This window comes from Serratia sp. DFXYC6 (assembly GCF_057196085.1).
The window spans coordinates 257,010-269,222 of record NZ_JBXUNV010000002.1 but is presented as its reverse complement, the minus strand read 5'-3'; the positions used below and the strand labels follow the sequence as shown (position 1 = coordinate 269,222).

At 56.3% G+C, this 12,213-nt stretch carries 13 protein-coding genes and 1 tRNA gene; 7 read left to right on the top strand and 7 right to left on the bottom strand.

What is annotated here, in order from left to right; translation table 11 throughout:
- Positions 1-610 precede the first annotated feature (610 nt).
- The 4 genes from AC2CGQ_RS14645 to AC2CGQ_RS14630 all read right to left on the bottom strand — a co-directional run bounded on the left by AC2CGQ_RS14645 (position 611) and on the right by AC2CGQ_RS14630 (position 3,204).
- Positions 611-1,471, bottom strand: a complete 861-nt coding sequence (locus tag AC2CGQ_RS14645) for a hypothetical protein (RefSeq protein WP_226883070.1) — start codon at positions 1,469-1,471, stop codon at positions 611-613.
- Positions 1,472-1,507: 36 nt separating this feature from the next.
- Entirely contained in the window at positions 1,508-1,990 is a 483-nt protein-coding gene (locus AC2CGQ_RS14640) for an Hcp family type VI secretion system effector (RefSeq protein ID WP_076740988.1), read from the bottom strand.
- Positions 1,991-2,037: 47 nt separating this feature from the next.
- A complete protein-coding gene (locus tag AC2CGQ_RS14635; protein WP_004937362.1) occupies positions 2,038-2,520 on the bottom strand; it encodes an Hcp family type VI secretion system effector in 483 nt (160 codons plus the stop codon).
- A 608-nt stretch (positions 2,521-3,128) separates the two neighbouring features.
- Positions 3,129-3,204 (bottom strand) — tRNA-Phe (locus tag AC2CGQ_RS14630).
- A 705-nt stretch (positions 3,205-3,909) separates the two neighbouring features.
- Between AC2CGQ_RS14630 and speF the strand changes: the two genes are divergently transcribed.
- The gene (gene speF, locus AC2CGQ_RS14625) at positions 3,910-6,075 is read left to right on the top strand and encodes an ornithine decarboxylase SpeF (protein WP_076741031.1); all 2,166 of its coding nucleotides are present in this window, start codon (positions 3,910-3,912) and stop codon (positions 6,073-6,075) included.
- A 48-nt stretch (positions 6,076-6,123) separates the two neighbouring features.
- Here speF and mltC read toward each other — a convergent pair whose 3' ends face one another.
- From mltC to mutY, 3 genes are all read right to left on the bottom strand, one after another.
- Positions 6,124-7,200 (bottom strand): membrane-bound lytic murein transglycosylase MltC, encoded by a 1,077-nt coding sequence (gene mltC, locus AC2CGQ_RS14620; protein ID WP_004937402.1) that lies wholly within the window; start codon positions 7,198-7,200, stop codon positions 6,124-6,126.
- Between the two features lie 63 nt (positions 7,201-7,263).
- Positions 7,264-7,536, bottom strand: coding sequence for an oxidative damage protection protein (locus AC2CGQ_RS14615; protein WP_004937404.1), 273 nt, complete (start codon positions 7,534-7,536; stop codon positions 7,264-7,266).
- Positions 7,533-8,633: an A/G-specific adenine glycosylase gene (gene mutY / locus AC2CGQ_RS14610; RefSeq protein ID WP_004937408.1), complete on the bottom strand. Its 1,101-nt coding sequence runs from the start codon at positions 8,631-8,633 to the stop codon at positions 7,533-7,535. The genes AC2CGQ_RS14615 and mutY overlap by 4 nt, the downstream gene beginning before the upstream one ends.
- Positions 8,634-8,810: 177 nt before the next feature.
- On the opposite strand from mutY, the gene trmB reads away from it, so the two are divergent.
- From trmB to AC2CGQ_RS14580, 6 genes are all read left to right on the top strand, one after another.
- On the top strand, positions 8,811-9,530 hold the full coding sequence (gene trmB, locus AC2CGQ_RS14605) for a tRNA (guanosine(46)-N7)-methyltransferase TrmB (RefSeq protein ID WP_004937410.1): 720 nt from the start codon (positions 8,811-8,813) through the stop codon (positions 9,528-9,530).
- Positions 9,530-9,856, top strand: coding sequence for a YggL family protein (locus AC2CGQ_RS14600; RefSeq protein ID WP_004937412.1), 327 nt, complete (start codon positions 9,530-9,532; stop codon positions 9,854-9,856). The genes trmB and AC2CGQ_RS14600 overlap by 1 nt, the downstream gene beginning before the upstream one ends.
- A gap of 95 nt (positions 9,857-9,951) precedes the next feature.
- Positions 9,952-10,875: a glutaminase B gene (gene glsB, locus AC2CGQ_RS14595; RefSeq protein ID WP_004937414.1), complete on the top strand. Its 924-nt coding sequence runs from the start codon at positions 9,952-9,954 to the stop codon at positions 10,873-10,875.
- 30 nt (positions 10,876-10,905) lie between these two features.
- Positions 10,906-11,628 carry a YggN family protein gene (locus AC2CGQ_RS14590; RefSeq protein ID WP_015379052.1) on the top strand — a complete coding sequence of 241 codons (723 nt, stop codon included), beginning with the start codon at positions 10,906-10,908 and terminating at the stop codon, positions 11,626-11,628.
- Positions 11,629-11,722: 94 nt separating this feature from the next.
- Positions 11,723-11,965 carry a DUF4160 domain-containing protein gene (locus tag AC2CGQ_RS14585; protein WP_004937418.1) on the top strand — a complete coding sequence of 81 codons (243 nt, stop codon included), beginning with the start codon at positions 11,723-11,725 and terminating at the stop codon, positions 11,963-11,965.
- Positions 11,949-12,197: a DUF2442 domain-containing protein gene (locus AC2CGQ_RS14580; RefSeq protein WP_484593740.1), complete on the top strand. Its 249-nt coding sequence runs from the start codon at positions 11,949-11,951 to the stop codon at positions 12,195-12,197. Before AC2CGQ_RS14585 ends, AC2CGQ_RS14580 begins: the two co-directional genes overlap by 17 nt.
- The last annotated feature ends 16 nt before the right edge of the window (positions 12,198-12,213 follow it).

The window sequence follows — 12,213 nt, the reverse complement described above, 5'->3', positions numbered from 1 at the left end:
TGCCCACCGTATGAGTTCTTATCTGCTTTTCTGATGTATATGCCATTGCACGCCGGGCTCGGTGTATTCGTTGCTTAGAATAGCCTTAAAATAGGCGCGGGGAAGGTGAAATAACGTGATATTAGAGGCAGGATGCTTTTTGCAAAGATGAAATCGGAAGTGAAATTATGAAATCCGTGCGTTGTAAGTTAATTTTTATCATTTAATTCAATGCTTTATTTTGTTTTTGCGGCAGGGTATCACACTTTTCCACTAAGGTGATACGCACACTTCTGTACCTTTATCTCCTCTTGTTGCCCCCCGAACGGCAATATTTTACCCCGAGTTGCACCCTATGGACGCGGAGGGTTCGCGTTAACTACCGGGGGGAGGGTTCGTTTAATTAATGCCGGACAAAGACTGCCCGGAGAGGGCGCTTGCTCGAGCCGAGTATGAAAAACCTGGCCACGCTGGCGCAACGATCGCGTCCGATCCGGCAGTCTGCCTTGTCATCGTCATTGACCATTCTTACCGACAATAAAAATCTTTTCGTCAGTTCGGGGCATTTTTTCACCCTGGACAGAATGACAACCGTTGCGCCAGAACCGCGAAGACCTGCCAGGTTGATCAATCACGGGAGCTTCAAATTGCTGAGGTAGTCATACTGGGCTTGCGAAATGTCCAGTTCCCCATCGCTGAAAAAGACTTTTATAAACATATCGCCCTGGCCGACGATATCTACACGTTGGTAAGTTCCCGTCACAAAACGGCGCACGATAGCCTGAATGGCATCGGTATGATTAGCAGGAACTGCATTGTTATCCGTGACTTTCTGTTCAAAAGTAATAGGGTGCTCTGCCTGAGGATCGGGACTGTATTGTGCGCGCTTGGCTGCGCTTTCGAACTTGAAATCATTAAAGGCGTTGTGGGTGGAGTTAAACATATCGGCAAGGTTTTTGATATGCGCCGCCATCTGATTCACGACCATGGTTTTATTGGTCACGAAGCGTTTACCCAAATACGTGCCAGTCACTACCGCGAGCTGGGCGGCATTTCTGCCTAAAATGCTGCCAACGCCAGAGCCGGCCCCCGTCCATAATCCCGCGATCAAAACCAGACCGGCTCCGCCGACGGTACTCGACGCGATATTCTCAAAATGCTGAACACGCGCTCCCATTTGCCATGAGGTTCCGGGAAAAGAGACATTAATGCGGTTATCCAGGTGATTAATTCTTCCACCTGGTCGTTGTCCTGACTCAATATTATTGGCTGTCAATCGGCGGTTGTTTTCATCTTTGAGTTCACCCAGCGTAAACGCGATCTGGCCGGTCTCCGTTTTTGTTAATCGAAAGACTTCTTCTGGTGACAGAGACCTGACGAGGATCAGCGCCTCATTCAAAATCTCACGGGTCAAAAAGTTGGCTGACACCCGATTATTCGATTCGTGTTGCGATGTCAGAGCTAAAATTTCATGTGACTTAGGAAATGCCATAATCCCCCCGCCATTACGATATGCACCGTAATGTGATTAGCTTTCTTTATTTTGCTTAATGTCCCAGCCCATCTGCACCGAAGCTCCTTTATTGCCTTGCTTCGCTTGCTCCCAGTATTCCATCGATACTTTACCGGCCTGAAAAGAGTATTCAATGCCTAGCGTGGAACCGTGCTCGACACCGATGAAGTCGGTATGAGTCACTAATACATCTTCCAGAGTAATGCGGGTATATTCCACTTCCTGCCCACCGGCTTTGCAAAGCGACAACTGCACCTTGGCGAGGTGTTTACCGGCCGAACAGTATTTCAATAAGGCAGGTGTCGCTTTATCTATCAGAGCCTGTACGGTCAGATCGCGAAAATTCACTTTACCCGTACCGCCGCCGCTGCCAACGGCCATATTGCCAGGCTGCCGCGCGCCCCAGTTAAAGGAAAAGACATCGATCCATTGCTTGTGATTCGCATTTTTCGATTCGCCATTAATGCCTTCAACTTTTAAAAACATATCCATTGCCATGATTTTATCACCCGATCATTAACGTATTGTTAGGTGCCAGAATGCACTTAGCTCTCTTTATTCTGCTTGATATCCCAACCAGATTTGCTTTCCGCGCCTTTAGTGCCGCTGCTGCCTTGTTCCCAGTAACTCATGGTGACTTTTGACGCCTGGAAGGCGTAATCAACCAGGATCGCATCATTTTGACCGACACCATTAAAATCGGTTTGCGTCACCAGCACGTCTTCGAGAACGATTTTGGAATATTCCACCTGGTTGCCGCCCGCTTTGCATACGGAAAGCTCGATTTTCGCGACATGTTTTCCACTGGAACAATATTTAAGAATGGCGGGTGTAGATTTGTCGATAAGCGCTTGAATACGGAGGTCTTGATAATTCACTTTCCCGGAACCGCCCCCACCGCCGACAGCCATATTTCCTGGCTGTGAAGCGCCCCAGTTAAACGAAAGTACGTCGGTCCATCCTTTATGATTGCTGTCTTGGGACTCGCCCGTCATTCCTTCAACTTTCATATACATATCAATTGCCATTGTCGCCGGATCCTCCATTATTTCGCGTTGGCAGCGGAATAGGTTAAAAATGTCTTATCAATAGGTAAAACTCAGCATAGCCTTATATGAATGAATTAACAGCAATGTCGTTTTTATTCGGAATGTTCCTAGTTTTAATCCAATATGTTTTTATTTAACAAAGTGATACCGTTAGAGGTTCGTGGCTATATTCCATCACCGAATGACAATAAAAAACACTCGATAAACGGAGAATATGAGTGCGCTCGTTTGACGCCTGGAGGATTGGGGGGGGCCTTTTGAGAAAGTGCACCTGTAATGCGAAATTGCACATCCATCGGATGATGCGGTGGCGCTTCAGCGCTGGCCCGCAGGGTGAGGCCGTAAGATCGAATAATCGAACGCAGTTCGATGGAGAGTCCGTATCCCAGAAAGCGAAAAACCCGCCATAGGCGGGTTCTTCTGAATAGGGTGCCCGGACTCGGACAACCGGCGCTGGCGCCGTGTTGAACAGCGATTCAGCGCTGGCCCGCAGGGTGAGGCCTCTGGCCGAATAATCGAACGCAGTTCGATGGAGAGTCCTGTCTCTGAAAAGCAAAAACCCAGCCATAGGCTGGGTTCTCTAAATATGGTGCCCGGACTCGGAATCGAACCAAGGACACGGGGATTTTCAATCCCCTGCTCTACCGACTGAGCTATCCGGGCAACGGGGCGCATTAAACCGTATTGGCCGGATGGCGTCAATCGCTTTCTGTCACAAAGCCGATCGGTTGCTCTATTTTCAGGCAGCAAGCCCGGAGGGGCGGGGGACGGGGGGATATCCGCATTCAATAAATATGCATATAAAACGTGTATTTATACCATCTTAAAACGCGCGATTTTTGGTTTTTCAATTAAATAACAATGAATTATGCTTTAATCAATGGACGTTCAATCAAGGCGATTCTCGCTTGAACCCTGCAACGAATCATGCAATCATTGCGCAAATTTTAGCACTCTCCGTTCCCTGACGGTGTTTCCGCTTCTTATAAGCCAGAGGGTTATTGGCATGACTGGTTTTGTTGCTCAAGCGCTGCTGCGCACCAGACATCTGACGCCGCCACCGTTCCGCCGTTGTTTCCTCCGCACGTCATCCGCCCGAATACGCCTGCCGGCCATGCGGTAAGGCCGCCTGACGCTCGCTGTTAGGCATGCGTAAAGCCAGCGCTGCGGCCCTGATTTTACTGATGCCTGTCGGACGCTGCCAAGACCAGTTCCCCCGATAGCCGCCTGATGATCCCCGATCATGAGCCGGTCACGCACGCCGCTTATGCTGCCGTGCCCGGGTATCGCTTTTACCGGGATAACCGCGTTATCTCATTACCGTGCCGGTGGCACACCCTCATCCTTCACCGTTTGAGAGTCAGCATGATGAAAGAATTGAAAATCGCGACCAGCGCCAGCCTGGTCGCCACCATTGAGACGCTGCGCCAGATCGTGCGCGTAGAGCAGACGGACTACACTGACGTGGCGGCGGCGGTGGTGTCGGTCGCCGACGTGAACGCCGGCATTCTGGCGCGCTTGCAGGCGACGGGGTTCGACATTCCGACCTTCGTGGCGGTGGAAGGGGACGAGCATCTCTCGCCGGACTATCTGCCGTTTGTCAGTGGGGTTTTTGCGCTGCTGGCCGGCGCCAGCAAGCCGTTCTACATGGCGCAACTGGAGGCCGCCGCCGACGCCTACGAGCAGGCGCTGCTGCCGCCGTTCTTCAAAACGCTGAAGACCTACGTCGAGATGGAGAATTCGACCTTCGCCTGCCCAGGCCATCAGGGCGGCGAGTTCTTCCGCAAGCACCCGGCCGGCCGGCAGTTTTTCGATTTCTACGGTGAAACCCTGTTCCGTTCCGACATGTGCAACGCCGACGTCAAGCTGGGCGATTTGCTGATCCACGAAGGCTCGGCCAAGGATGCGCAAAAGCACGCGGCGCGGGTGTTCAACGCCGATAAAACCTACTTCGTGCTCAACGGCACCTCGGCGGCCAACAAGGTGGTGACCAACGCGCTGCTGACCCGCGGCGATCTGGTGCTGTTCGATCGCAACAACCACAAATCCAACCACCATGGGGCGCTGATCCAGGCCGGCGCCACGCCGATCTATCTGGAAACCGCCCGCAACCCGTTCGGCTTTATCGGCGGCATCGATGCGCACTGCTTCGACGAACGCTATCTGCGTGAGCAGATCCGCGAGGTGGCGCCGGAGAAAGCCGCGGCGGCGCGGCCGTTCCGGCTGGCGATCATTCAGCTCGGCACTTACGACGGCACGATTTACAACGCTCGCCAGGTGATCGACACCATCGGCCACCTGTGCGATTACATTCTGTTCGACTCCGCCTGGGTGGGTTACGAAGGCTTTATTCCGATGCTGAAAGAGTGCTCGCCGCTGCTGCTGGAGCTGGACGAGCACGATCCGGGCATCTTCGTCACTCAGTCGGTGCATAAACAGCAGGCGGGGTTCTCGCAGACCTCGCAGATCCATAAGAAAGACGACCATATCAAAGGGCAAAAGCGCCACTGCAACCACAAGCACCTGAACAACGCGTTTATGCTGCATGCGTCGACCAGTCCGTTCTATCCGCTGTTCGCCGCGCTGGACGTCAACGCCAAGATGCACGCCGGCCCCGCCGGGCGCCGCATGTGGATGGACTGCGTCAAGCTGGGCATCGAGACGCGCAAACAGCTGCTCAAGCGCTGTTCCCAACTGAAACCGTTTATTCCGCAGCAGGTGGCGGGCAAAGATTGGCAGGATCACGATACCGATCTGATCGCCAACGACGCGCGTTTCTTCACCTTTGTGCCGGGGGAAACGTGGCACGGCTTTGAAGGCTATGCCCAGGATCAGTATTTGGTCGATCCGTGCAAGCTGCTGCTGACTACGCCGGGTATTGACGCCGCGACCGGCCAATACACCGAGTTCGGCGTGCCGGCCACCATTCTGGCCAACTTCCTGCGCGAGAACGGCATCGTGCCGGAGAAGTGCGATCTCAACTCGATCCTGTTCCTGCTGACCCCGGCGGAGAACCCGGCCAAGATGGAACAACTGGTGGAGATGCTGGCGCAGTTCGAACGCTATGTCGAAGAGGATGCGCCGCTGAGCGTGGTGCTGCCGACGGTGTACCGCAAGAACGAGCAGCGTTACCGCGGCTACAGCATTCGCCGGCTGTGTCAGGAGATGCACGATCTGTACGTCAGCTTTGACGTTAAGCAGCTGCAAAAGGAGATGTTCCGTCAGGATCATTTCCCGCCGGTGGTGATGAACCCGCAGGACGCCAACGTGGAGTTTATCCGCGACAACGTCGAGCTGGTGCCGATCGGCCAGGCGGAAGGGCGCATCGCGGCGGAAGGGGCCCTGCCGTATCCGCCGGGCGTGCTGTGCGTGGTGCCGGGCGAAGTGTGGGGCGGCGCGGTGCAGCGCTACTTCCTGGCGCTGGAGGAGGGTATCAACCGCCTGCCGGGCTTCTCGCCGGAGCTGCAGGGGGTCTACATCGAGAAAAAAGATCACGGCTGGAAGCGCATCTTTGGCTATATGATCAAGCAGTAAAAAAAGGGCCGGTTCGCACCGGCCCTTCTCATTTCCACGCGGGAAGCGCTACTTTCTGCGGTAGCTCTTCTGTGCGGTATTCACTTTCACCAGATAGCGGCGCGACTCGGCGGCCGGGTGTTTGGTGGTCAGCGTTTGGTACACGTCGCCCGGCTGCATGCCGTTGATGATGCCCACCGCGCGCGTCCTGTCGCTGGAGAACACCCGCAGCACGCTGCCGGCGCCGCCGTTGTAGGCGGTGATCACCGCATAGCGGCGCGAGGTCGGGTTCTGAATGCCGCCCAGGTAGTTGTTCTGCAGGATCGCCAGGTAGGCGGTGCCGGTGTCGATGTTGTTCTCCGGATCGAACAGGTAGCTGCGGCTCGGGGTGCCCCATTTGCCGCGCATCTGGAACACATCCTTACCGGCGGTGTGCTGCACCACCTGCATCAGGCCCAGCGCGTCCGAACCGCTCACCGCATAGGGGTTGAAGCTCGATTCGGTCTGCATGATTGCCAGGATCAGCGACTCGTCTACGCCGTATTTTTCCGACGCCTTGCGCACCATCGGCAGATATTTATGCGCACGTTTGTCCAGGTGGTTTGGCACCAGTTGGATGGTGACCGAGTAGATGACGTGCAGGCCGGAGGTGCGTTTTTGCAGCTTGGTCTGCAGCAGGTAATCGGCGAAGTGCGCCGCGCGCCATTCCCAGCGGATCGGCGCGCCTTTGTTATCCAGCACCTGGCCGTACAGGAACGGCTCTTTGCTGATCTGGATATCGTTGGCGTCGGAATAGAGATCGATGGAACCCGGATCGTCACCCATCAGCAGCGTGCTGATGATCGCCTGGCGCAGGTGCGCGGCCGGATCGGTGGTGGCGATGGTTTCGATGGTGATGGCACCGGTGTCGAAGTTGATGTGGCTGCGGGTTTGGTATTGGTCGGTATATTTGACGTAGTCTTTCGGCCCGGCGATCAGAACTTCGTTCAGACCCCAGATGTTCTCGATGTTGTGAGCGAATTGCCCCATCAGAATGTCGAAGCCGTTGGTGTCTTTGATCCAGGCTTCGTTGATTTCTTCACTTTTTTTGCCGGAACAGGAGATCAGCAAAGGCGCTATTACGAGCAAAGCTAAAATTTTCTTCATCTTAAAGCCGTTTGGAAGAAGTATAAGAGGATTGAAGCGGGCCAGCGCCTGGCCCCAACAGCGTTATTCGCTCGGCGGCGTATAGCCTTCGATGTGCACGTCGTGCCCTTCGAACAGGAACTTGATCATTTCCTCTTCCAGCAGTTTGCGATCATCCACGTTCATCATGTTCAGCTTCTTCTCGTTGATCAGCATGGTCTGCTTCTTCATCCACTCGCCCCAGGCTTCCTTGGAGATCTCGTTGTAGATGCGCTTGCCGACGTCGCCGGGATAAAGCTGGAAGTCCTGGCCCTCGGCGTCGCGCTGCAGGAAAGTACAAAAAATGGTGCGGCTCATGCTAATTCCTCGTCGATGGCGCTATCGCCATATAAGTTTTGTTGGATCGGGGGCTGCTTCGCCAGCTGTTGCAACAGGCGATCCACCGGCGCTGCCAGCCCGACCGACGGCGGCTGCGCTAAGTTATACCAGAGACCCGCGCCCTCATCCATGCCACTGCCCGCCGCGTCGAGCGACAGCCACATCGGCACGATATCGAGATGGAAATGGCTGAACGTGTGGCGAAACGCGGTCAGCTGTTCCAGGCGCTTGCCTTTCAGACCGCGCTGCTGCAGCCAGAGTTCCAAATCCACGCGCGCGCTGAACTGTGGGAAGCAGAACAGGCCGCCCCACAGGCCCACCGCCGGGCGCTGCTCCAGCCACACGCGGTCGCCGTGCTGCAGCAATAAGAAGTAGGCGGTTTTTTCCGGCAGGGTCTGTTTGGGTTTCTTGCCGGGGTAGTTGGCCCAGCTGTGATTGGCATAAGACAGGCAGCCGACGTTGAGCGGGCAGAGTTCACACTTGGGCTTGGAACGAGTGCAGACCATGGCGCCCAGATCCATCATCGCCTGGTTGAACTGGCCGACGCCCTGCGCCGGGGTGACCTCTTCGCTGATTTTCCACAGCCGGTTTTCGACTTCTTTCTTGCCCGGCCAGCCTTCCACCGCGTAGCAGCGAGCCAGCACGCGCTTCACGTTACCGTCGAGGATCGGATAGTGTTGGCCCAGCGCCAACGACAGCACCGCGCCGGCGGTGGAGCGGCCGACGCCCGGTAAATCGGCGATTTCTGCGAAGGTTGTCGGGAACTCGCCGCCGTGCTGTGCGACAATGGTCTGCGCCGCCTTGTGCAGGTTGCGGGCGCGGGCGTAATAACCGAGGCCGGTCCACAGATGCAGCACTTCGTCCAGCGGAGCCTCCGCCAGCGCGCGCACGTTGGGAAAACGGGCCATAAAGCGCTGAAAATAAGGAATGACGGTGGCAACCTGAGTCTGTTGCAACATCACCTCGGAGAGCCATACTTGATAGGCGGTTTTCTCCAGCTGCCACGGCAGGGTCTTGCGACCGTAGCGCTGGTACCAGTCAAGCACCACCTGTGCGAATTGTTGTGCTTGCATCATGAGCAGCGTCGTTATCCGGCAGAAAATGAAGCGAGATTGCAGCATAGAGTCATGATGCTGTAAACCGGAACTTTCCGACGCCGCACGGTGGGTACAGAAGATGAACACTTGCTAAACCAATGTATCTTTGCATAATGCGCGTTTCCCTAATTGGCAGCCAAACAGACAGAAAGCACTATGATTAATGACGTCATCTCCCCGGAATTTGATGAGAACGGCCGCGCGATGCGCCGTATCCGCAGTTTTGTCCGCCGCCAGGGGCGGCTGACCAAAGGCCAGCAGCACGCGCTGGAGAACTATTGGCCGGTGATGGGCGTGGAGTATCAGGCTGACGCTGTCGATCTCGCCGCGCTGTTCGGCCGCGAAGCGCCGACGGTGCTGGAGATCGGTTTTGGCATGGGCGCCTCGCTGGTGACCATGGCGGGCAACAATCCGCAGCAGAACTTTTTAGGGATCGAAGTGCACTCGCCGGGCGTGGGCGCCTGCCTGGCCGACGCCCACGAGGCGAAGCTGAGCAACCTGCGCGTGATGTGCCACGATGCGGTTGAAGTGCTGGAAAACATGATCCCGGACGGCTCGCTGGACATGGTGCAGCTGTTCTTCCCTGATCCGTGGCACAAGGCGCGCCACAACAAGCGCCGCATCGTGCAAACGCCGTTTGTCGAACTGGTGCTGCGCAAGCTGAAGACCGGCGGGGTCTTCCACATGGCTACCGATTGGCAACCTTATGCGGAACATATGTTAGAGGTTATGAACGGGGTCGCAGGCTACCGTAATCTTTCCAGCGATAATGATTACGTGCCGCGTCCGGATTCGCGCCCGCTGACGAAATTTGAATTACGCGGCCAGCGCCTGGGACATGGCGTTTGGGACTTGATGTTTGAGAGGAAAGAATAATGGCTAAGAACCGCAGTCGTCGTTTACGTAAAAAGTTGCACATTGAAGAATTTCAGGAGCTGGGTTTCTCCGTAGCCTGGCGTTTTGCCGAAGGCACGTCGGTGGAAGACATCGACAGCACGCTGGATACCTTCATCGATGAAGTGATCGAGCCGAACGGCCTGGCGTTTGACGGCAGCGGCTACCTGCAGTGGGAAGGTCTGATCTGCCTGCAGAAGATCGGCCACTGCACCGACGAGCATCGCGAACTGGTGAAAAACTGGCTGGAAGCGCGCAAACTGACCGACGTTAAGGTCAGCGATCTGTTCGATATCTGGTGGGATTGATCGCGCTTGCCCGATGAGCGCGGCTTCGCGCCGCGCCGTTTTATTGATCTAAGGTGCCTTAACGGCGCCTTTGTTTTGCCCGGAGTGTGACCGAGGTGGTAACAACATTGGATAACGCGTTGCTGGAGGAGATCCTGCAACAGGTGCGCCCGCTGATTGGCCAGGGGAAAGTGGCCGACTACATCCCGGCGTTGGCGGAAGTGCCCGCCGACCGGTTGGCGATCGCCGTGTGCACGGTGGACGGCGAACTGTTCCAGGCCGGCGACGCCGCGGAGCGCTTCTCCATCCAGTCGATCTCCAAAGTGCTGAGCCTGACGCTGGCGCTGACGCGCTATCAGGAGCCTGAGATCTGGCGGCGCGTCGGCAAAGAGCCTTCCGGCCTGCCGTTCAATTCGCTGCTGCAGCTGGAGATGGAGCAGGGCAAACCGCGCAATCCGTTTATCAACCCCGGCGCGCTGGTGGTGTGCGACATGCTGCAAACCCGGCTCAGCGCCCCCAAACAGCGCATGCTGGAGGTGGTGCGTCAGCTGGCCGGCGAAGACGATCTGGCCTATGACCTGCGGGTGGCGCGTTCCGAATTCGAACACTCCGATCGCAATGCGGCCATCGCCTATCTGATGAAGTCGTTTGGCAACTTCGAGAACGACGTGATCACCGTGCTGCAAACCTATTTCCACTACTGCGCGCTGCGCATGAGCTGCGTGGAGCTGGCGCGCAGCTTCGTCTATCTGGCCAATCACGGCCGCGATCTCAGCGGCGAGGCGGTGATTAGCCCGCTGCAGGCCCGGCAGATCAACGCCCTGATGATGACCAGCGGCATGTACGACGGCGCCGGCGAATTCGCCTATCGGGTGGGAATGCCGGGCAAGTCCGGCGTGGGCGGCGGCATCGTGGCCATCGTGCCGGACGAGCTGTCGATCGTCGTCTGGTCGCCGGAGCTGGATGCTTCCGGCAACTCGCTGGCGGGAACTGCGGCGCTGGAACTGTTGTCTCAACGTATCGGTCGTTCGATTTTTTAATCCCAGTCTGGATGGGAGTCAGGAGAAGCTATGTTGAAGAAAACCGGGTTAGCCTTACTGCTGCTGGCGGCGACTGCCGCGCAGGCCCACGCCGAGTACCAATGCAGCGTTAAACCCCAGGACGATGTGATCATCAGCCCGCAGAGCGTGCAGGTGAAAGGCGCCAGCGGCGACCTGCAAATCTCGCCGGATGGCGACGTGATCCGCAACGGCCAGGCGCTGAGCCTGAACGACAGCCAGCGGCAGAAAGCCTTCAGTTACCAGAGCGCGCTGCGCAAGCAACTGCCGTGGATCGACGACGGCGCGCAGAAACACCTGGAGAAAGCCCGCGCAGCGCTGGATAAAGTGATCGTCAAAGAGCTGGGCAGCAACAGCAACGTGCGCAACCGGCTGACCACCCTGAATGGCCAGCTGAAACAGCAGATGAACCGCATCATCGAGCACCGCAGCGACGGCCTGACCTTCCACCACAAGGCGATCGACCAGGTGGAACAGGACGGCCGCAACATCGTGCAGCAGAGCATGGGCGGCGTGCTGCAGGACAGCCTGAACGAAATGGGCGTCAAACAGGCCGCCAACAGCGGCGGTAACCCGCTGCAGGCGATCATGGGCAACCTGGGCGGCTTGCAGAAGGCGATCCAGAACGAATGGAACAATCAGGAGCAGGACTTCCAGAACTTCGGCCATGATGTGTGCAACCGCGTCACCGCACTGGAAACCCAGCGCAAGGATCTGCTGAAGGCGTTGAAGTAACGGATAGGCGTAGCCGCCGTGCGTTTTTGACCTCACGACGGCTATCTGACAAACTGGCTAAACTATAATCAATCGGCAAAAGGATTTTGCATTGATGCCAGTGATATTCCGTTATAAAGGCTACAGGTTCTTTTTTTATTCCAACGAGGGTGACCCGCTTGAGCCGCCGCATGTTCATATCAGAGACGCTGAGGCTGAAGCGAAATTCTGGTTGGTTCCTGGCGTGCAGTTGGCGCGTAATGACGGCTTTAACGCCAGAACGCTAAAAGAGCTGGCGGGTCTGGTTGATACCTATCAGGCATTGTTTTTGGAGGCTTGGCATGAGTATTTCGGCTAAACGCGTCAGCTTTGACGATGCGACGATGTGGGTCGAACTGAGCGACGCCCGAATTATTGGCGTGCCACTGGCCTGGTTTCCGCGTTTGTTGAATGCGACGCAAGAACAGCGGGCAGAGTATGAACTCAGCGCTCGCGGCATCCATTGGGATGCGTTGGACGAGGATGTTTCCGTTGAGGGATTGCTGAAGGGGCGTGGCGACGTGACGCATCGCCCTCATAATGTCGCCTGAACATGAAAAAAAGCGC